22 protein-coding genes are annotated in these 19922 nt (G+C 68.8%); 20 read left to right on the forward strand and 2 right to left on the reverse strand.

Annotation, left to right across the window (positions count from 1 at the left end; genetic code table 11):
• The first annotated feature begins 88 nt into the window (after window positions 1-88).
• The 10 genes from ACFOPI_RS05375 to ACFOPI_RS05420 are packed head-to-tail and all read left to right on the forward strand — an operon-like array spanning window position 89 to window position 7758.
• Window positions 89-403 carry a c-type cytochrome gene (locus ACFOPI_RS05375; protein WP_382171810.1) on the forward strand — a complete coding sequence of 105 codons (315 nt, stop codon included), beginning with the start codon at window positions 89-91 and terminating at the stop codon, window positions 401-403.
• 8 nt (window positions 404-411) lie between these two features.
• The gene (locus ACFOPI_RS05380; RefSeq protein WP_382171813.1) at window positions 412-762 is read left to right on the forward strand and encodes a c-type cytochrome; all 351 of its coding nucleotides are present in this window, start codon (window positions 412-414) and stop codon (window positions 760-762) included.
• The gene (locus ACFOPI_RS05385) at window positions 759-1952 is read left to right on the forward strand and encodes a cytochrome D1 domain-containing protein (protein ID WP_382171816.1); all 1194 of its coding nucleotides are present in this window, start codon (window positions 759-761) and stop codon (window positions 1950-1952) included. The genes ACFOPI_RS05380 and ACFOPI_RS05385 overlap by 4 nt, the downstream gene beginning before the upstream one ends.
• A gap of 3 nt (window positions 1953-1955) precedes the next feature.
• Window positions 1956-3002 carry a siroheme decarboxylase subunit beta gene (ahbB, locus tag ACFOPI_RS05390; RefSeq protein WP_382171819.1) on the forward strand — a complete coding sequence of 349 codons (1047 nt, stop codon included), beginning with the start codon at window positions 1956-1958 and terminating at the stop codon, window positions 3000-3002.
• On the forward strand, window positions 2986-3486 hold the full coding sequence (locus tag ACFOPI_RS05395) for an Lrp/AsnC family transcriptional regulator (RefSeq protein WP_382171821.1): 501 nt from the start codon (window positions 2986-2988) through the stop codon (window positions 3484-3486). The genes ahbB (ACFOPI_RS05390) and ACFOPI_RS05395 overlap by 17 nt, the downstream gene beginning before the upstream one ends.
• The gene (ahbB, locus tag ACFOPI_RS05400; RefSeq protein WP_382171824.1) at window positions 3473-3955 is read left to right on the forward strand and encodes a siroheme decarboxylase subunit beta; all 483 of its coding nucleotides are present in this window, start codon (window positions 3473-3475) and stop codon (window positions 3953-3955) included. Before ACFOPI_RS05395 ends, ahbB (ACFOPI_RS05400) begins: the two co-directional genes overlap by 14 nt.
• Window positions 3956-3961: 6 nt before the next feature.
• The gene (gene nirJ / locus ACFOPI_RS05405) at window positions 3962-5191 is read left to right on the forward strand and encodes a heme d1 biosynthesis radical SAM protein NirJ (RefSeq protein ID WP_382171827.1); all 1230 of its coding nucleotides are present in this window, start codon (window positions 3962-3964) and stop codon (window positions 5189-5191) included.
• A complete protein-coding gene (locus ACFOPI_RS05410; RefSeq protein WP_382171829.1) occupies window positions 5184-6809 on the forward strand; it encodes a cytochrome D1 domain-containing protein in 1626 nt (541 codons plus the stop codon). Before nirJ ends, ACFOPI_RS05410 begins: the two co-directional genes overlap by 8 nt.
• Window positions 6806-7468, forward strand: a complete 663-nt coding sequence (locus ACFOPI_RS05415; protein ID WP_382171832.1) for a cytochrome c oxidase subunit 3 — start codon at window positions 6806-6808, stop codon at window positions 7466-7468. The genes ACFOPI_RS05410 and ACFOPI_RS05415 overlap by 4 nt, the downstream gene beginning before the upstream one ends.
• A 14-nt stretch (window positions 7469-7482) precedes the next feature.
• Complete coding sequence (locus ACFOPI_RS05420) at window positions 7483-7758, forward strand: cytochrome C oxidase subunit IV family protein (protein WP_382171835.1); 276 nt, start codon at window positions 7483-7485, stop codon at window positions 7756-7758.
• On the opposite strand, the gene ACFOPI_RS05425 is transcribed toward ACFOPI_RS05420, so the two are convergent.
• Both ACFOPI_RS05425 and ACFOPI_RS05430 read right to left on the reverse strand, forming a co-directional pair.
• Window positions 7759-8844 carry a hypothetical protein gene (locus ACFOPI_RS05425; protein WP_382171837.1) on the reverse strand — a complete coding sequence of 362 codons (1086 nt, stop codon included), beginning with the start codon at window positions 8842-8844 and terminating at the stop codon, window positions 7759-7761.
• Window positions 8841-9155 (reverse strand): metal-sulfur cluster assembly factor, encoded by a 315-nt coding sequence (locus ACFOPI_RS05430; protein WP_382171839.1) that lies wholly within the window; start codon window positions 9153-9155, stop codon window positions 8841-8843. The genes ACFOPI_RS05425 and ACFOPI_RS05430 overlap by 4 nt, the downstream gene beginning before the upstream one ends.
• Window positions 9156-9263: 108 nt before the next feature.
• On the opposite strand from ACFOPI_RS05430, the gene ACFOPI_RS05435 reads away from it, so the two are divergent.
• From ACFOPI_RS05435 to rpsO, 10 genes are all read left to right on the forward strand, one after another.
• Complete coding sequence (locus ACFOPI_RS05435) at window positions 9264-9698, forward strand: c-type cytochrome (protein ID WP_382171842.1); 435 nt, start codon at window positions 9264-9266, stop codon at window positions 9696-9698.
• 13 nt (window positions 9699-9711) lie between these two features.
• On the forward strand, window positions 9712-11163 hold the full coding sequence (locus ACFOPI_RS05440) for a cbb3-type cytochrome c oxidase subunit I (RefSeq protein WP_382171844.1): 1452 nt from the start codon (window positions 9712-9714) through the stop codon (window positions 11161-11163).
• Window positions 11164-11181: 18 nt separating this feature from the next.
• A complete protein-coding gene (locus ACFOPI_RS05445; RefSeq protein ID WP_382171847.1) occupies window positions 11182-11994 on the forward strand; it encodes a CbbQ/NirQ/NorQ/GpvN family protein in 813 nt (270 codons plus the stop codon).
• 52 nt (window positions 11995-12046) lie between these two features.
• Window positions 12047-13000, forward strand: a complete 954-nt coding sequence (locus ACFOPI_RS05450) for a 4Fe-4S binding protein (protein ID WP_382171849.1) — start codon at window positions 12047-12049, stop codon at window positions 12998-13000.
• Window positions 13000-14850 carry a nitric oxide reductase activation protein NorD gene (locus ACFOPI_RS05455; RefSeq protein WP_382171852.1) on the forward strand — a complete coding sequence of 617 codons (1851 nt, stop codon included), beginning with the start codon at window positions 13000-13002 and terminating at the stop codon, window positions 14848-14850. Before ACFOPI_RS05450 ends, ACFOPI_RS05455 begins: the two co-directional genes overlap by 1 nt.
• A 70-nt stretch (window positions 14851-14920) precedes the next feature.
• Complete coding sequence (locus tag ACFOPI_RS05460) at window positions 14921-15613, forward strand: Crp/Fnr family transcriptional regulator (protein ID WP_382171855.1); 693 nt, start codon at window positions 14921-14923, stop codon at window positions 15611-15613.
• Between the two features lie 25 nt (window positions 15614-15638).
• The gene (tsaD, locus tag ACFOPI_RS05465) at window positions 15639-16730 is read left to right on the forward strand and encodes a tRNA (adenosine(37)-N6)-threonylcarbamoyltransferase complex transferase subunit TsaD (protein WP_382171857.1); all 1092 of its coding nucleotides are present in this window, start codon (window positions 15639-15641) and stop codon (window positions 16728-16730) included.
• Between the two features lie 119 nt (window positions 16731-16849).
• Window positions 16850-18130: a branched-chain amino acid ABC transporter substrate-binding protein gene (locus ACFOPI_RS05470; RefSeq protein ID WP_382171860.1), complete on the forward strand. Its 1281-nt coding sequence runs from the start codon at window positions 16850-16852 to the stop codon at window positions 18128-18130.
• 15 nt (window positions 18131-18145) lie between these two features.
• A complete protein-coding gene (locus ACFOPI_RS05475; protein WP_382171862.1) occupies window positions 18146-19324 on the forward strand; it encodes a pyridoxal phosphate-dependent aminotransferase in 1179 nt (392 codons plus the stop codon).
• Window positions 19325-19452: 128 nt separating this feature from the next.
• Entirely contained in the window at window positions 19453-19719 is a 267-nt protein-coding gene (gene rpsO, locus ACFOPI_RS05480) for a 30S ribosomal protein S15 (protein ID WP_066254793.1), read from the forward strand.
• Window positions 19720-19922: the final 203 nt, after the last annotated feature.

Here is a 19922-nt window from a genome sequence, read left to right on the forward strand (position 1 = left end):
GCCCCTGTGGCCCGGCGGAGCCGGTTCCACGGGGCCCCTGGGGTGAAGTCACTTCGTTGTTGTTGCGTTCTTTCTTTTGGAGAACTTCATGAAAAAACTGAATCTGCTGTTGCTGGCGTCGTTCATGGCGCTGGGTTCCGGCGCTGCCTTCGCCGACGGCGAGGCGGCCATGAACAAGGCCGGCTGCATGGCCTGCCATGCCAAGGACAAGAAGCTGGTCGGGCCTTCGTTCAAGGACATCGCGGCCAAGTACAAGGGCCAGGATGTCGCGGCCAAGCTGTTCGACAAGGTGCGCAAGGGCGGGTCCGGCGTGTTCGGCCCCATCCCCATGTCGCCCAACGGTCCCGACAAGATCGGTGATGCCGACCTCAAGGACGCCATTGCGGTGATCCTCAAGTCCTGACGGAGGGCATGACCGTGCGCGCCGCTGCTGTCCTGTCTGCGCTGTTGCTGGGGCCTGTGCTGGCCTTCGCGCAGTCGGAGCCTTCGCCCGATGCCTCGCGTTCGCGCGAGCTGGTGCGCATGGTGCGGCAGGACTGCGGCTCGTGCCACGGCATGCGCCTGACCGGCGGTCTGGGCCCTGCGCTGACGCGCGAGGCCCTGGCCGACTTTCCCCTCGACAGCCTGGCCGCCGTGATCTTCCACGGGCGGCCGGGCACCCCCATGCCGCCCTGGAAGGCGATGCTCAGCGAGCCCGAGGCGCGCTGGATCGCGGTTCGCCTTCAGCAGGGCTTTCCTGAAGAAGTGGTGAAGGCACCATGAAGCGCCGTACCTGGCTGGCCGCTGCCGCCACCCTCTCGTCCATCGCCGCTGTCGGCGGCCTCACCGGTTGCGCCGCGCCCGTGCTGCGCGGCACCGGCGACCTGGGCGTGGTCATCGGCCGCGCCAACGGCACGCTGTATCTGGTCGACACGTCCACCCGCGCGCTGATCGGCGAGGTGCCCGGTCTGGGCGACCTCTCGCACGCCTCGGTGGTGTTCTCGCGCGACGGGCGTTTTGCCTACGTGTTCGGGCGTGACGGCGCGCTCACCATGGTCGACCTGCTCACGCAGCGCATCACGAAGCGCGTCATGCAGGCTGGCAATTCGATCGGCGGTGCGATCAGTGCCGACGGCACCCTGGTCGCGGCACAGAACTACACGCCCGGTGGTGTGAAGGTGTTCGATGCGCGCACGCTGGAGCTGTTGGCCGACATTCCCGCCGAGTACGCGCCCGGCAAACTGTCTCGCGTCGTGGGGTTGGTCGACCTGCCCGGCCGGCGCTTCGCCTACAGCCTGTTCGACGCCGACGCGATCTGGGTCACCGACTGTTCGAACCCGAAGCGCGTCACCACCCACAAATTCGACGCCATCGGCCGCCAGCCCTACGACGCGCTGGTCACGCCCGATGGCCGCCACTACATCGCCGGCCTGTTCGGTGAAGACGGCCTGGCCATGGTCGACCTCTGGGCCGAGCAGCCCAAGGTCAAGCGCATCCTCGGCGGCTACGGCAAGGGCCAGGAGCGGCTGCCGGTCTACAAGATGCCGCACCTGCGCGGCTGGGCCGTGGCCGGGCGCCGCGCCTACCTGCCCGCCATCGGCCGGCACGAGGTGCTGGTGGTCGACAACGACAGCTGGCAGGAAGTCGGCCGCATCCCGGTCGCCGGCCAGCCGGTGTTCGTGATGGCGCGGCCCGACGGCCGCCAGGTCTGGGTCAACTTCGCCGTGCCCGACTACCACCGCGTGCAGGTCATCGACACCCAGCGCCAGCAGGTGGTGCAGACCATCGAGCCCGGCAAGGCCGTGCTGCACATGGAGTTCACGCCTCGCGGCGACACCGTGTGGATCAGCAGCCGCGACGAAAACCGCGTCAGCGTGGTGGACACGCAGAGCTTCGCCACCCGCGCGCGGCTTCAGGTTCCCGCGCCCAGCGGCATCTTCTTCACCTCGCGCGCCGCGCGCATGGGGTTCTGAACCATGGACGCCCGCACGCGCTCCGACCTGCGCCTGCTCAACGACTGGCAGCATGGCTTCCCGCTGTGTCGCGACCCGTTTGGCGTGCTCGCGGCGCAGACCGGTCTGGATCGGGAAGAGGTGCTGGCGCAGCTGCAGGTCGCGCAGGACGATGGCCGCATCAGCCGCATCGGCGGTGTGTTCGCCCACGGCAGCGGCGGCGACGCGGTGCTGGCCGCCATGGCCGTGCCGCCGCGCTGGATCGAGGCGGTGGCCGCCACCGTCTCCGCCCACCCGGGCGTCAACCACAACTACCTGCGCGAGCACCACCACAACCTCTGGTTCGTGATGACCGGCGCCGACCGCGACGCGGTCGAGGCGGGTGTGAGCGGCCTGGAGCGCGCCACCGGGCTGCCCGCCATGCGGTTGCGAATGGTCCGGCCCTACCGCATCGACCTGGGTTTCGACCTGGGCGGTGACACCGCGCGCCAGCCCATGCGCGCAACCGCCGAGGCCGCACTCACGCCGTTGCCCCCGCGCCAGTGGCCGCTGGCTCGCCGCGTCGAGGCCGGACTGCCGCTGGTGGAGCGCCCCTATGCCGTGTGGGCCGATGAAATCGGCTGCGACGAGGACTGCGTGACCGAGCGCATCGGGCAGTGGCTGGCCGAAGGCCGGCTCAAGCGCTTCGGCGTCGTGGTGCGCCACCACGAACTCGGTTTCGCGGCCAACGCCATGACGGTGTTCGACGTGCCCGATGACCACGTGGACGCCTGCGGCCAGGTGCTGGCCGAACAGGCGGGCGTGACACTGGCCTACCGCCGAACGCGCGCCGAGGGCTGGCCCTACAACCTCTACGCGATGGTGCACGGCACCCACCGCGGCGCCGTGACGGCCGTGATTGAGCGCGTGACCGCGGCGGCCGGCCTCTCGTGCGTTGCGCGCGAGGTGCTGTTCTCCACCCACCGCTTCAAGCAGACCGGCGCGCGCCGTTTCCGCGGGTGGGCTCCAAGCGCCGAGTTCTCGTCCGCCGCTGCCCCTTTGCCGGAGGTGTCCCATGCCATCACCCGATGACCTGCGCCTGATCGACCGCCTGCACGGAGGCTTTCCGCTGTGCGACCGGCCGTTTGCCGAGGTGGCCGCCACGCTGGGCTGCAGCGAGGACATGCTGATCGACCGGCTGCAGCGCCTGCTGGCGCACGGCGACCTCACGCGCTTCGGCCCGCTGTTCCAGATCGAGCGGGCCGGCGGCCGCTTCGTGCTCGCCGCCATGGCCGTGCCCGAGGAACGATTCGAGGCCGTGGCCGCGCAGCTGGGCGCCATGCCAGAGATCGCCCACAACTACCGCCGCGAGTCGGCCCACCCCGACCAGCCCGGCGCCACGCCGCTGAACATGTGGTTCGTGATCGCGGTCGAATCGGCGGCACTGGTGGACGGCGTGATCGAGCGCATCGAGATCCTGACCGGTCTGCCGGTCTACGCCTTCCCGAAAGAGCGTGAGTTCTTCGTCGAACTGCGCCTGCCCCTGCTGCCCGGAGGCCACCATGTCGCTGGATGAACTGGACCGCCGCATCATCCACGCCACCCAGGCGGGCCTGCCCCTGGTGCACCGCCCCTACGAGGCCGTGGGCGCGGCGCTGGGCATCGGCGGCGAACAGGTGCGCGAGCGCCTGCAGGCCATGCTCGATGAAGGCCTGATCCGCCGCATCGGCGCCGTGCCCAACCACTACCGCCTGGGCTTCACCGCCAACGGCATGAGCGTCTGGGACGTGGCCGACGACCGCGTCGATGAACTCGGCGAGCGCATCGGCCAACTGCCCTTCGTGAGCCACTGCTACCGGCGGCCAAGAAGACAACCGGTCTGGCCTTACAACCTGTTCGCCATGCTGCACGGCCGCTCGCGCGACGAGGTCGAACAGCAGGCGCAGGAGGTCGCGGCCCTGCTGGGCGGCGCCTGCCGCGCCCACGACATCCTCTATTCGACCGCGATCCTCAAGAAGACCGGTCTGCGCATTTCCGAAAGCTGACAAACCATGTTCCGCATCAGCCAGTACCTGCGCGAACTCGCGCAAGCCGAACAGACCGGGCAGTGGCCCGTGGCCAGCCGCCGTGGCACCGGCACCCCGCCGGGACCGGTCGTGATCTGGAACCTGATCCGCCGTTGCAACCTCACCTGCAAGCACTGCTACGCCCTCTCGGCCGACCACGACTACGCGGGCGAGCTGAACTGGCGCGAGGTGGTCACGGTGATGGACGACCTCAAGGCCTTCCGCGTGCCGGTGCTCATCCTCTCGGGTGGCGAGCCGCTGATGCGGCCGGATCTCTTCGAGATCGCTCAGCGCGCCAAGACCATGGGCTTCTACACCGGCCTGTCGACCAACGGCACGCTGATCGACGCGCCCATGGCCGACCGGATCGCAGCACAGGGTTTCGACTACGTGGGCATCAGCCTGGATGGGCTGCGCGAGACGCACGACAGGTTCCGCCGGCTCGACGGTGCCTTCGACCGCAGCCTGGCAGCGGTGCGGCTGCTGCGCGAGCGCGGCGTCAAGGTCGGCCTGCGCTACACCATGACGTCGCTCAACGCGCACGACTTCGCGCCGCTGCTCGACCTGATGCGCGCCGAGCGGGTCAACAAGTTCTATTTCTCGCACCTCAACTACGCCGGTCGCGGCAACATCCACCGCGGCAAGGACGCGCAGTTCCAGTCCACGCGCGACGCGCTGGACCAGTTGTACGACCGCGCCTGGCAGGCCGCGCGCGACGGGCTGGACGAGGAGTACGTGACCGGCAACAACGACGCCGATGGCCCTTACCTGCTGCAATGGGTGGCGCAGCGCTTTCCGCGCTGGACCGAGGCCCTGCGCGAGCGCCTGGTGGCCTGGGGCGGCAACGCCAGCGGTGTGAACGTGGCCAACATCGACAACCTGGGCGAGGTCCACCCCGACACCATGTGGTGGCACCACGCCCTGGGCAATGTGCGCGAGCGGCCGTTCTCGCAGATCTGGATGGACACGTCCGAACCGCTGATGGCCGGTCTCAAGGCCCGCCCGCGGCCGGTCGAAGGCCGCTGCGCGTTGTGCCAGCACTTCGCCATCTGCGGCGGCAACACCCGCACGCGGGCGCAGCAGCTGACCGGCAACGCCTGGGCCGAAGACCCGGGCTGTTACCTGAGCGATCAAGAGATCGGTCTGCCCGCCGGTCACACCGCGATCGCACCGCGGCGCACGACCATCCTGCTCAAGGAGGTGGACCATGTCTGAGCCAACCCCGAACCGCTGGACCGAACGACTGGCCGACGCCGGGCGCGCCGCGCTGGTGCTGGGCCTGTTCTGGATGGGCGTGGACATGGCCGCGGCCCAGATCCCGAACGCCCGGCCCATCGACGCCAAGGCCCTGTACCAGCAGAACTGCGCAGCCTGCCACGGCGAGCAGCGCACCGGCGCCATGGGCCCGGCCCTGCTGCCCGAAAGCCTGGAGCGTCTGCGCCCCGCCGAGGCGCTGAAGGTCATCCAGCACGGCCGCCCCGCCACGCAGATGCCAGGCTTTGCCCAGCAGCTGAACGCCGAGGAAATCAACGCGCTGGCGGCCCACATCCGCACCCCCGTGCTGCCCGCCCCGCGCTGGACCGAGGCCGACATCCGCGCCTCGCGCAGCTTCAATGCGCCGCCGGCCAACGAGCCGGCCAAGCCGGTGTGGTCCGCCGACCCGATGAACCTGTTCGTGGTCGTCGAAGGCGGCGACCACCACATCAGCCTGCTCGACGGCGACCGGTTCGAGGTCATCACCCGCTTTGCCAGCCGCTTCGCGCTGCACGGTGGCCCCAAGTTCACGCCCGACGGCCGCTACGTCTTTTTCGGCTCGCGCGACGGCTGGATCACCAAGTACGACCTCTGGCGCCTGCGCGTGGTGGCCGAGGTGCGCGCCGGCCTGAACATGCGCAACGTGGCCGTGAGCGGCGACGGGCAATGGGTGATGGCCGCTAACTACCTGCCGCACAGCGTGGTGTTGTTCGATGCCGACCTGAACCTGCAGAAGACCTACGCCGCCGCCATGCTGGACGGCAAGGCCACGTCGCGCGTGTCGGCCGTGTACGACGCCACGCCGCGCAACAGCTTCGTGGTGGCGCTCAAGGACATCCCCGAACTCTGGGAGATTTCCTACGACCCCAAGGCCGCACCGATCTACGACGGACTGGTGCACGACTACAAGATGGGCGAGGCGATCGCCAAACCCGGCTTCCTGGGGGTGCGCCGCACGCCGCTGGAGGAGCCGCTGGACGACTTCTTCTTCGACCAGAGCTACCGCCATGTGCTGGGCGCCACCCGGCCGAAAACCGGCGACGGCGCCGCCACCGCGCAGGTGGTCAACCTCGACGTGCGCCGCAAGATCGCCGATCTGCCCATCGCCGGCATGCCGCACCTCGGCTCGGGCATCACCTTCGCGTGGAACGGCAGCACCGTGCTGGCCTCGCCGAACCTAAAGGGTGGGGCGATCGACGTGATCGACATGAAGACCTGGAAACCCGTGGCGACCATCCCCACGCCCGGCCCTGGCTTCTTCATGCGCAGCCACGAGAACAGCCGCTACGCCTGGACCGACTCGATGATGAGCCCGACCGCCAGGGACACCATGACCCTCATCGACAAGACCACGCTGCAACCCGTGGCCACGGTGAAGGAACCCGGCAAGACCCTGGCCCACATCGAGTTCACCAAGGACGGCAAATACGCGCTGGCCAGCGTCTGGGAAGTGGACGGCGCGCTGATCGTCTACGACGCCGCCACATTCAAGGAAGTCAAGCGCCTGCCCATGAGCAAGCCGGTGGGCAAGTACAACGTATGGAACAAGATCACGCGCTCCGAAGGAACTTCACATTGAACCCCCTGCGACGCTGCGCGTCTTCCCCCTCTCCTGCGGGAGGGGGACGCAGCCAGTGGCCCGGCGAAGCCGGTTCCACGGCTGCCCTGGATGAGGCACGTGCTCCGGAGAGGCTGGCCGGTGACGGCGTGGTCTGGCTGCTGGTGCTGGCCGAGCTGCTGACCTTTTGTTTGCTGTTCGTCTCGTTCGCGGTCACCCGCTACCTGCAGCCCGAGGTGTTCGCGCCTGGCCAGGCCGCGCTGAGCCTGCACACCGGCGCGCTCAACACCCTGCTGCTGGTCGCGGCCAGCTGGGCCGCCGTGCGCGCGGTGCGCTGTTTTGAATCGGACCAGGGCCAGGCGGGCGCGCACTGGCTACTCGCCGCGCTGGCCGGCGCCATTGGTTTCCTCGTCGTCAAGACCCACGAGTTCGCGGGCAAGGTGCAGGCCGGTTTCGACTGGGCCACCGATTCGTTCACGCTGCTCTACACCCTGCTCACCGGCTTCCACTACCTGCACGTGCTGGTGGGTGCCATCGTGTTCGCCGTGCTCGGGTTCAAGGCCCGTGCCGGCGCCTACGGGCGGGCCAACCACATGGCGCCGGCCTCGGGTGCGGTGTTCTGGCACATGGTCGACCTGCTGTGGATGGTGCTGTTCCCGCTGGTCTACGTTATCCGCTGAAGGCTGTGAAGAACATGCGATTGAACAAAGCCGACACCATCTTCGCGCTGCTCGCGCTCGCCACGCTGGCGAGCTGGTGGCTGGGCGAGGGCGCGGCCGTCAGCGGCCAGCACCTGGGCACCGTGGCCACGCTGGCGGTGCTCGCACTCTCGGCCGTCAAGGGCGCGCTGATCGCGCTGGACTACATGGAACTGCGCCACGCCCCCGCCCTGTGGCGGCGTGTGGTGATGGGCTGGCTGGTGGTGGTGCTGGTGCTGATCGCGCTGTTCAGCGTGGGCCTGCGCGGCTGATCAGCGCCCCCGCCGCACCGCCCGCACCATCACCGCCCCGAACAGCACAAACGCCAGCGCGTGGCCCGCGCCTGCCGCCGCCAGCCCGGCAGACCAGTCCGTGACCGACGCCCCCACCCGCAGCGCCAGGCTCGCGCCCAGCACCGCCAGCGGCAGCAGCGCCCAGCGCGTGGGTTCGGGCCGCCAGCCGGCCAGGGCGGGCAGCATGATGGGGGCGTGGCCGAAGACCATGGCCATGACGAAACCCAGCCAGAGCGCGTGCCAGGCGACGGTCTGGCCCATCAGCCCGAGCAGCGACCCCGCCGCCAGCCAGACGTAGCCGACGACGAGACAGAGGGCGGTGTGGCCGGCCCAGTCTTTGGCGCGCCACTGGCGCGTGGCCACGTCCCAGCGCAGCAGCCAGGCGGCCAGCAGCGCCATGGTGGTCCACCAGAGCACCACGGCCAGGTCCGGCCGCCAGAGCGCCAGCAGCATGGCGGCCACCGCGCCGGCCCAGACCAGCAGGAAGGCCTTCGAGGCCCAGTCGGGCAGCTTCACCAGCCGCGTCAGTTCGCGCCGTTCCCCTGCGATGGTCAACACCAGGAACGCGCTCCAGCCGATGCGCGCCGCCTCGGGCTGGCCCAGGGTGAACGCGGCGCTGGCGACCAGCAGAGCCAGCGCGCCCGAGGCCTCCACCGCCAGCGGCAGCGACATGGCGCGGTTCGACCCGGCCCACGCGTAGAGCCACACCAGCCCGGCGGCCGAGGCGACCCACAGCACACCGGCGGCGGTCCACAGACCCGCGCCCCAGCCCAGCCAGCCCCCGAGGGCCGCCAGCACGGGCACCCACAGGCCGCGCCGCAGCGCGACCACGCGTTCCAGCGCGATGAGGGCGCCGAAGAAGCCGGCCATCATCACCGCGCCATGCCCGCCGATGGCGTGGGCGCCGGTGGGGCCGAAGCCCTGCGCGGGCAGGGCGCCCAGACGCACCAGGCCGCCACCGATGGCGCCCAGCAGGTTGCCGATGGCCATGAGCGCGGCCAGGCCGATGGCCCAGCGGGGCAGGGGTGGTGGGTCGGGCGCGCGCACCGGGCGGGGCGGGGTCACCATCCGAAGCGCGCCCGCAGCGCCGGCGCCAGCCGTTCGGGCGACCACTCGGTGTCCCAGTCCATCTGCACATCCACCGCGGTGCCGGGCGGGCAGGCGCGCTGCACGGCGCTCAGGGCGTCGTCCACCATCACGTCGGCCATGGGGCAGGTGGCGCTGGTGGGAATGAGCGTGACGGCGACCGAGGCGCCGTCGATGCGGACCTCGCCGACCACGCCCAGGTCCACCAGGTTCTCGCCCATCTCGGGGTCGTCCACCGTGGCCAGGGCGGCCATCACGGCGGTGTGCAGGTCGGTGGTCTTTGTGTCCATAGGGCCTCACTGTGAACGGGCCTTGTGCCCCCATCCTTGAACCAGTTCAAGGACGATACCCGAGCAAAAAAGGAGGATACGCCCCATCAACCAGTGATGGAGGGCTTCATGAGCCAGACGCAAAGCGGGTTCACCAAACAGACCGCCCGCAACATGTTCTACGGCGGCAGCGTGTTTTTCGCGCTGCTGTTCGCGGTGATCGTCTTCGACACCGAACAACGCATCCCCGAGCGCTCCAACGCGCAGGCGATCACGCCCGCCGTCGTCGCGGGCAAGAAGATCTGGGAGACGCGCAACTGCATCGGCTGCCACACGCTGCTGGGCGAGGGCGCCTACTTCGCCCCCGAGCTGGGCAACGTCTACAAGCGCCGCGGCGGCGACTTCATCAAAGGCTGGATGAAGGCCATGCCCACGGGCGCGCCGCACCGCCGCCAGATGCCGCAGTTCGACCTGAACGAGCAGCAGCTCAATGACCTGGTCGAGTTCCTCAAGTGGACCGGCGAGATCAACACCGAGAAGTGGCCGCCCAACATCGAAGGCTGACCGGAGAAGCACCATGACCATCGCAACACTCAAATACCAGAGCCAGTCGGTCTCCAGGAACTACTTCATCGCCGCCATGGTGCTGTTCGCCGGACAGGTGATCTTCGGCATCACCCTCGGCCTGCAGTACGTGATCGGGGATCTGTTCTTCCCCTACATCCCCTTCAACGTGGCCCGCATGGTCCACACCAACCTGCTCATCGTGTGGCTGCTGTTCGGCTTCATGGGCGCGGCCTACTACATGGTGCCGGAGGAATCCGAGACCGAGCTCTTCAGTCCCCTGCTGGCAAAGGTCCTGTTCTGGGTCTTCCTGGCGGCCGGCGCGCTGACCATCGTCGGCTACCTCACGCTGCCCTACGCCAAGCTGGCCGAGCTCACCGGCAACGATCTGCTGCAGACCATGGGGCGCGAGTTCCTGGAACAGCCGCTGCCGACCAAGATCGGCATCGTGATCGTCGCGCTGGCCTTCTTGTTCAACATCACCATGACCGTGCTCAAGGGCCGCAAGACCGCGATCACGGTGGTGCTGCTCATGGGTCTGTGGGGTCTGGCGCTGTTCTTCCTGTTCAGCTTCGTCAACCCGCACAACCTGGTGCGCGACAAGATGTACTGGTGGTTCGTCGTCCACCTCTGGGTGGAAGGCGTGTGGGAACTGATCCTGGGCGCGCTGCTGGCCTATGTGCTGGTCAAGACCACCGGGGTGGACCGCGAGGTGATCGACAAGTGGCTGTACGTGATCATCGCCTTCGCACTGATGACCGGCATCCTGGGCACGGGCCACCACTTCTTCTTCATCGGCCTGCCCGGCTACTGGCAGTGGATCGGCTCGATCTTCTCGGCCATGGAACCGATTCCCTTCTTCATGATGACGGTGTTCGCCTTCAACATGGTGCAGCGCCGTCGCCGCGAACACCCGAACCAGGCCGCCGTGCTGTGGGCCGTGGGCACCTCGGTCATGGGCTTCCTGGGCGCCGGCCTGTGGGGCTTCATCCACACGCTCAGCCCGGTCAACTACTACACCCACGGTTCGCAGATCACCGCCGCCCACGGCCACCTGGCCTTCTACGGTGCCTATGTGCTCGTGGTCATCACGCTGATCAGCTACGCCATGCCCACGCTGCGCGGCCGCATCGCCAACAGCCAGAAGGCCCAGGCCGCCGAGATGTGGAGCTTCTGGGTCATGACCATCGGCATGTCGGTGATGGTGCTGGCCCTGACCGGTGCCGGCATCCTGCAGGTGTGGCTGCAGCGCATGCCTACCGAAGGTGCCATGAGCTTCATGGCCACGCAGGACCAGCTGGCCTTCTTCTACTGGACCCGCGTCGCCGGTGGCGTGATCTTCTTGCTCGGTCAGTTCCTGTACTTCGCCAGCTTCTTCATCGGCGGCGAGCCGGTGCGCGCCGACACCGTGAAGACCAGCGCGAGTGGTGGCGTGCTCGGTGTGCGTCCTGCACAGCGCGCCTGATGGAACGAGGACACGGTCATGGACCACAGTGAACAGCAGCATCTGGTGAACGCCCCGTTCTACGCCGAACAGGCCGGTGAGGTCGCGCTCTTCGAGCACGCCTTTCGCCAGCGCCTGCCGGTGCTGATCAAAGGGCCCACCGGGTGTGGCAAGACCCGCTTCGTGGAGCACATGGCCGCGCGCCTGGGCCGGCCGCTCATCACGGTGAGCTGCCACGACGACCTGAGCGCGGCCGACCTGGTCGGCCGCCACCTGATCGGCGAGCAGGGCACGGTCTGGGCCGACGGCCCGCTGTCCCGCGCGGTGCGCAGCGGCGCCATCTGCTACCTCGACGAGGTGGTGGAGGCCCGCAAGGACACCACCGTGGTGCTGCACCCGCTGGCCGACGACCGCCGCGTGCTGCCCATCGAACGCACCGGCGAACAGCTGGTGGCGCCGCCGGGTTTCATGCTGGTGGTCAGCTACAACCCGGGCTACCAGAACCTGCTCAAGAGCCTCAAGCCCAGCACGCGCCAGCGCTTCGTTGCGCTGACCTTCGGCTACCCCGCGCCCGACGTGGAGCGCGGCATCGTGGTGGCCGAGGCGGGTGTCGAACCCGCACTGGCCGAGCGGCTGGTGACGCTGGCGCAGGCCTTGCGCCGCCTGACCGACCACGATCTTGAAGAAACCGTGAGCACGCGCCTGCTGGTGATGGCCGCGCGCCTGGTCGCCAGCGGCCTGCCGCTGCACGTGGCCTGCCGCTCGGCCATCGTCGACGCGCTGACCGACGACTTTGACACCGCCGCCGCGCTCGACGAGGTGGTGGTCGCCATCCTCGGAACCCGAACCTGAATTCCGTTTGCAGCGGCGGCGCTGCGCCTTCCTCCTCGTTTGCCACACAAACATGCAGCGCCGCCGCCTCTTCTTCCAGCTCGGCTTCTTCGCCCTGTTCCTGCTGGCCCCCGCACTGAACCTGCTGCGCTTCGACCTGCACGAAGCCCAGCTCTGGGTGCTGGGGCAGCGCTGGTCGCTCGGGATTGATGCCTTCCGCGCCGGCGAGATCACGGCCAACCAGGCTGCGATCCAGATCTTCCTGCGCGCCTTCCTGCCCGCCATCGTGCTGATCGCCGCCTTCCTGGCCGTGGCCTGGAAGTACGGCCGCCTCTACTGCGGCTGGCTCTGCCCGCACTTCACCCTGGTGGAGACGCTCAACACCGCCCTGCACCGCGCCTGCGGCAAGCTGAGCATCTGGGACCAGCACCGCACCCTGCGCGCAGGCGTCAAGCCTTCGGCCCGCTGGTGGCCGGTGTTCTTCACGCTCTGCGCCGTGTTCGGCTTCCTGTGGGCGATCACGCTGTTGACCTACCTGCTGCCACCGGACGAGATCTGGGGCGGTCTGCTGGCCGGCACGCTCACGCCCAACCAGGCGCGTTTCCTGATCGCCGGCTCGCTCATCTTCACGCTGGAATTCGCCTTCGCGCGCCACCTGTTCTGCCGCTTCGGCTGCGCGGTGGGCCTGTTCCAGAGTCTGGTGTGGATGGCCAACCCCAAGGGCATGGTGGTCGCCTTCGACCGCGACCACGCGCGCGACTGCCGAACCTGCACCACCGCCACCTATCCGCAGGGCTCGGCCTGCGACAACGGCTGCCCCATGCGCCTGCACCCGCGCAACATCAAACGCATGATGTTCTCGTGCGTGCAGTGCGGGCAGTGCCTCGATTCGTGTGAAGAAACGCGGACCGCGCAGGCGCGCGAACCTTTGCTGGAGTGGAAGGTTGGCGCCGACGCGGTGCGCGAAACACTGCGCCAACGCAAGGCAGAACGCGAAGCCGCCGCCGTCCTCGAAAGGAAAGTCTGATGGAAGAGTGGGTCGGCCAACAGTGGGACCGTTTCATCCGCTGTGCGGCCCACCGCCAGCACGATGCGGCCGCGGTCACCTTGAGCGACATGCAGCGCACGCTGCAGCTGATGTTCCGTGCCGCCGGCGGCGCACCGGCGGTGCGGGTCGCGCCCGCGGCCGAGACCCGCGTGGGCGGCGCCCGCGACTGGCTGCAGCGTGTGGCCGGCACCGGCACCCACGCGGCCACCGGGCGGCTCGAACCCGAGGCCCTGTCGCTGCCGCCGCTCATCGCGGTGCACGCCGACCCTGCGCTCAACCGCGCGCTCTACCTGTGGCTGGCCGCGCTGGCCGCCCACATCGAACCCACCGGCGACTGGATCGCCGACAACCGGTGCGCCACGCGGCGCGCGCTGGCCACCTTTCCCGGTCTGGCCGAACGCCACCGGCAGCTGCTGGCCGCCGAAATCGCACTGCGGCCGGCCCCTTCGCGCCTGCGTGGCCGCGCGGCCGGGGCCGAGCGCGCGGTGCAGCAGGCGCTGGCGGGGCAGGGCGCTGAAACCGTGGGGGATGTGCCGGTGGGCGGTGTGCGGCCCGACGAGGTGGCGCCGGTTTGGCTCTGGCTGGACACCACGGCCGCGGCGGCCGCCGCGCCGGTGGCCCGTGACCAGGACCCTGAGACGGCAGGCGCCGAACGCCCCCCCGCCACCCAGGACGCGTGCCGCCGCCGGGCCCAGACCGTGGCCGATGAGCGCGACAAGGCGCCGCTGATGATGTTCTTCCGCGCCGAGTCCATCCTGTCCTGGGGTGAGTTCGTCAAGGTCAACCGCGCCAGCGACGACGATGACGACGGCAACGCCTTGGCCGCGGCCAACGAAATGGACGTGCTGGCCATCGCGCCCGACGGGCAGACCACGGCCTCGCGTGTGAAGTTCGACCTGGACCTGCCCAGCGCCGCCGCCGACGACCGGCCGCTCGGCCCCGGCATCCGGCTGCCCGAGTGGGACTGGCGCAAAGGGCAATTGATTCAGGACCATTGCGCCCTGCAGACCCTGGTCACGGCCGAACCACCGGTCTTTGCACCACCGCCAGCGTTGAAGGTCACGGCCCGCCGCGTTCGCCGCCGCATGGAGGTGCTGCGCGGCGGCATGGACCGCCTGCACGCCCAGCCCGAGGGCGAGGAGCTGGATCTGGACGCCTGGGTGCGCCACGCGGTGGAAGCGGTGGCGGCCCCGCGCAGCGAGTCGCCTGCGGTGTTCAGCCGCCGCGTGCGCAGCGAGCGCAGCCTGGCCACGCTGTTGCTGGCCGACCTTTCGCTGTCGACCGACGCCTACGCGACGCAGACCGCGCGCGTGATCGACGTGATCCGCGACGCGCTCTACGTCTTTGGCGAAGCTTTGAGCGCCAGCGGCGACCCGTTCGAGATGCTGGGCTTTTCTTCGGTGCGGCGGCAGAACGTGCGCATCCACCAGCTCAAAGGTTTCGACGAGGCCTGGGGCCCGCGCCCGCGCGACCGCGTCGGGGCCATCAAGCCCGGCTACTACACGCGCATGGGCGCGGCCATCCGCCACGCCACCGCGCGGCTGGCCGAGCGGCCCGAGCGCCAGCGCCTGCTGCTGTTGCTGACCGATGGCAAGCCCAACGACCTGGACGTCTACGAAGGCCGCTACGGGCTGGAGGACACGCGCCACGCGGTGCAAGCGGCGCGCACGGCCGGACTGCTGCCGTTCTGCATCACCATCGACGAGACCGCCCACGACTACCTGCCCGCGCTGTTCGGCGACCAGGGCTATGCGCTGGTGCGGCGTCCGCAGGAATTGGTGGGCAAGCTGTCGGCGGTGCACCAGCGCTTCATGGCCCGCGGCGCCTGAGGACATGCCCGTTACCGGGCGCGGTTCGCGGCTACAGTCGGTGGCTCCAACGCCCCCACCACCTGTTTCCATGGACCTGTCCCGCTTCGACCTGCCGCGCTACCTCTCGATGCTGCCCCTGTTCCAGGAGATGCGGGCACCCGAGTTGCAGCGCCTGGCTCAGGGCAGCCAGCTGCGCGAATTCGCACGCGGCGCCGACATCTTCCGCATCGGCGACCCCTGCGACGAGTTCCATGTCACCGTCTCGGGCCAGGTCAAGCTGTTCGCCATCTCGCCGGCCGGGCAGGAAAAGATCATCGAACTCGTGGGCCCGGGCAACAGCTTTGCCGAGGCGCTGATGTTCATGCAGCGGCCCTACATCATCAACGCCCAGGCCCTGACCGACACCCTGCTGCTGAGCGTGACGCGCGAGGCCGTGATGCACGAGATCCAGGGCGACGCGCAGTTCTGCATGCGCATGCTCGCCGGCCTCTCGCGCCGCCTGCACGGTCTGGTGAACGACGTGCAGGCCTATTCGCTGCACAGCGGCGTGGAGCGCGTGATCGGCTACCTGATGCGCGACCTGCCCGAAGAGGGCGGCGAGGCCGCGGCCAGCGTGCTGCTGCCGGTGAGCAAGGCGTCCATCGCCTCGCGCCTGTCGATGACACCGGAGTATTTCTCGAAGGTGCTGCGCGAGCTGGAAGACCAGGGACTGATCGAGGTCGACAAGCGCGAGATCCGGCTGCTGGACATACAGCGGCTCTCTCGCTATCCGCTCCGGTGACGTCGCCTCGTACACTCGCCGCCCTATGCTGATCCTCGGATTTGAGAGTTCCTGCGACGAAACCGGTGTCGCCCTGGTCGATGCCAGCGGCGACGCCACGCCGCGCCTGCTGGGCCACGCGCTGCACAGCCAGATCGAGATGCACCAGGCCTACGGCGGCGTGGTGCCCGAGCTGGCCAGCCGCGACCACATCCGCCGCGTGCTGCCGCTGACCGATGCGGTCATGGCGCAGGCCGGCCTGCCGCTCTCGGCGGTGGACGTCATCGCCCATACGCGCGGCCCTGGCCTGGCCGGCGCGCTGCTGGTCGGCTCGGGCGTGGCTTGCGCCCTGGGAATGGCGCTGGGCAAGCCGGTGATCGGCGTGCACCACCTCGAAGGGCACCTGCTCTCGCCGTTCCTCAGCGCCGACCCGCCGCAGTTCCCGTTCGTGGCGCTGCTCGTGTCCGGCGGCCACACCCAGCTGATGCGGGTGGACGGAGTGGGGCGCTACGAACTGCTGGGCGAGACCATCGACGACGCCGCCGGCGAGGCCTTCGACAAGTCGGCCAAGCTGCTGGGCCTGGGCTATCCGGGCGGGCCGGCGCTGTCGAAGCTGGCCCAGCAGGGCGACCCGGCGGCGTACAAGCTGCCGCGGCCGCTGCTGCACAGCGGCGACCTTGATTTCTCATTTGCTGGTCTCAAGACGGCGGTGCTGACCCAGGTCAAGCGCCTGGCCCACGCCCACCCCGATGGTCCGGCCACCAGCCACCTAGCCGACCCGCTGACCCCGGTGCAGAAGGCCGACGTGGCCGCCAGTGCGCAGGCCGCCATCGTGGACGTGCTGGTGAAGAAGTCGCTGGCCGCGCTCGACCAGACCGGCCTGCAGCGCCTGGTGGTGGCCGGTGGCGTGGGCGCCAACAGCCGCCTGCGCGAGCAGCTCAACGCCGCCTGTGCCAAACGCAAAGTCCGCGTGCACTACCCGGAGCTGCACCTGTGCACCGACAACGGCGCCATGATCGCCCTGGCCGCCGGCCTTCGCGTGCAGGCCGGCCTGGCGGATCTGGCGCAGGGCGGTTACCACTTCGATGTGCGCCCGCGCTGGCCGCTGGCCGAGTTGTCAGCCGACACCGCCACCTGATCCTTCCGCCTCAACCCGCGCCATACCAGGGTGGCTTAAGTTTCGTAATTATGAATTATACTCTGGCCCATCTGTCGCATAGGTGACTATTGACGACGGTAAACCACGGAGCCACCAGCATGCAATTTTTTGAACATCTCTCTCGCCGCGGCGCCCTGGCCGCCCTGTTCGCGGCGTCCTTGTCCTGCGCCGGCGCGTGGGCGCAGTCCGCTGCGGAGCCCATCCGTATCGGCATGATCGAAGGCCTTTCCGGTCCGGTGGGCAATGCCGGCGAGGCGGTGTACCGCAACCTGGTCTGGGCCACCGAGCGCGTCAACGCTCGCGGCGGCGTGAAGCTGCCGGGCGGCAACCGGCCGCTGGAAGTGGTGCGCTTTGACAGCAAGGGCCAGACCGAAGAGGCGCTCTCGGGCCTGCGTTCAGCCATCGACAAGGGCATCACCATCGTTGCGCAGGGCAATTCCTCGGCCGCCGCGGCCGGCCTGATCGACGCCATCAACAAGCACAACGAGCGCGAGCCCGCGCGCCAGGTGGTCTTCCTCAACTACTCGGCGGTCGATCCGCTGCTGACCAACGCCAAGTGCAGCTACTGGCACTTCCGCTTCGACGCCCACGCCGACATGCGCATGAGTGCGCTGATGAGCGTGCTCAAGGAAGACAAGGCCCTCAAGGGCATCTACCTGATCGGGCAGGACTACTCCTTCGGTCAGGCCGTGCTGGCCGAGGCGCGCCAGCAACTCGCTGCCCAGCGGCCGGACGTAAAGATCGTCGGCGACGAGCTGCACCCAATGGCCCGCATCAAGGACTTCGCACCGTATGCGGCCAAGATCAAGGCCAGCGGTGCGCAGGCCGTGCTCACGGGGAACTGGGGCAACGACCTGACCCTGCTGGTCAAGGCCGCCCGCGAGGCCGGCTTCGAGGGCAGCTTCTACACCTTCTACGGCAACGCCCTGGGCGCGCCGGCGGCCATGGGCGAGGCTGGCATCGGCAAGGTGGTGGCGGTCGCCGACTGGTTCCCCAACGTGCCGACGCGCGAGTCCGAAGCCTTTTACCAGTCGTTCCGCCAGCGCTTTGCCAAGCCCGAGGACGACTACGTGCACATGCGCATGCAGCTAATGATCGAAGCGCTGGCGCAAGCCATCGAGAAGGCCGGCTCGGTAAAAGCGACCGACATCGCGACCCAGCTGGAGAGGGCCCAGGTCACGCTGGCAGGCCAGACCGCCCGCATGCGCGCGGCCGACCACCAGTTCCAGCAGCCGCTGGCCGTGGCCGTGATGGACCGGCAAGGCGCACCCGGCGTGAAGTTCGACGTGGAGGGCTCGGGTTATGGCTTCCGTGTCATCCGCCAGCTCACGCCCCAGCAGGCGGAAATGCCGCACGCCTGTAACATGGCCCGTCCCTGATTGATTGGAGTGTTCATGCGGCCGGTGGTGGAGAGTCTGGAAGAGTCGCGCATTCGCGAGGTGGCAAATGCGGGCATGGGCCTGGAGGGCGTGCTCAAGTTCTGGTTCGGTGAGAGCGATGAAGTCACGCCTGACTTCATCCGTGAAACGGCCATTGCCTCGCTGAACGCGGGCGAAACCTTCTACGCCCACAACCTCGGCCTGCCCGAACTGCGTCACGCCATCGCTGGCTACACCCACACCCTGCACCCACAGCTGGCCACCGACCGCTGGTTCGATCGCATCGCGGTCACCTCCGGCGGCGTGAACGGCCTGATGCTCGCCTCCCAGACGCTGGTGGAGGCGGGCGACGAGGTGGTGGTGGTCACGCCGGCCTGGCCCAACCTCGTGGCGCAGCCGCAGATCATGGGCGCCCGGGTGCGCACGGTGCCGCTGACCGTTGCCGCCGATGGCGCCTGGGTGCTGGATCTGGACGCCTTGCTGGCGTCGGTGTCGCCGGCCACCAAGCTGCTGATCCTCAATGCGCCCAACAACCCGACCGGGTGGACGCTGACCCGCGACGAGCAGGCCGCGATCCTGGCGCATTGCCGGCGCACCGGCACCTGGGTCCTGGCCGATGAGGTCTACGAACGCCTGTACTTTGGTGACGACACAGCCAATGGCGCGGCCCCAAGCTTTCTGGATGTGGCAGAGCCCGAGGACCGGCTGATCGTCGCGCACAGCTTTTCCAAGAGCTTCCTCATGACCGGCTGGCGCCTGGGCTGGCTGCTGCTGCCCAAGGCGCTGACGCACCCGGTCGGCAAGCTGATCGAGTTCAACACCTCCTGCGCCCCCGTGTTCGTGCAGCGCGCCGCCACGGTGGCGTTGCAGCGCGGTGACGAGGTCACGCCAGGGTTGGTGAAACATCTTCAACTCTGTCGGGACACCCTGGTGCCCCTGCTGCGCGAGATCCCTGGCGTGCAGATGGCCGAGCCGAAGGGCGGCATGTACGCCTTTTTCCGCCTTGAAGGCCAGGACGACTGCCTCGCCACCGCCAAGCGCCTGGTGCGGGAAGCGGGGTTGGGACTGGCCCCGGGCAGCGCCTTCGGGCCGGAAGCCGCGGGCTGGCTGCGCTGGTGCTTTGCCAGCCGCGACCCGCAGCGCCTGGCCCAGGGCGCCGAGCGTCTGCGGAACTGGCTGCGCACCGCAGCCTGACCCGCTGGTCTATAATGCGCGATTGCCGCCCGATCCGGGGGCATTTCACGCCCGTTGTGGCGGCCGGGTTTCCCCAGGGAAAGGTCGGCTGGCTGCGGCGGGTCGCATGTAACCAGACTGGAATCACCATGATTGAAAAAACCGTCAAGGCCGCTGTGGTGGCCGACAACGCCCGTGCTGCCAACGACACTGGCAGCCCCGAAGTGCAGGTCGCCATCCTGACCGCCCGCATCAACGAACTGACCCCCCACTTCAAGCAGCACGCCAAAGACCACCATGGCCGCCGCGGCCTGCTGCGCATGGTCAGCCGCCGCCGCAAGCTGCTGGACTACCTCAAGTCCAAGGACGCCGACCGCTACGTCGCCCTGATCGCCAAGCTGGGTCTGCGCAAGTAATCTTGAGCTTGCCGTGACACGCAAAAACGCCTGAGTTGGCTCGCCGGCTCGGGCGTTTTTCACTTTGATTTTTCAATAACGTTCTTCGGACAAGGGGGCGAGCAGAGCGAAGCTGTGTCATTCCAACGGGGTTGCGCCGACGCAGGCCCACTGGAATGGCATCGTGTTCTGCAGGTTTCCGGCTCCGGGCCACGGGCGACGCC

Origin of the sequence: Hydrogenophaga luteola (assembly GCF_042648585.1) — a bacterium.
Taxonomy (GTDB): domain Bacteria; phylum Pseudomonadota; class Gammaproteobacteria; order Burkholderiales; family Burkholderiaceae_C; genus Hydrogenophaga; species Hydrogenophaga luteola.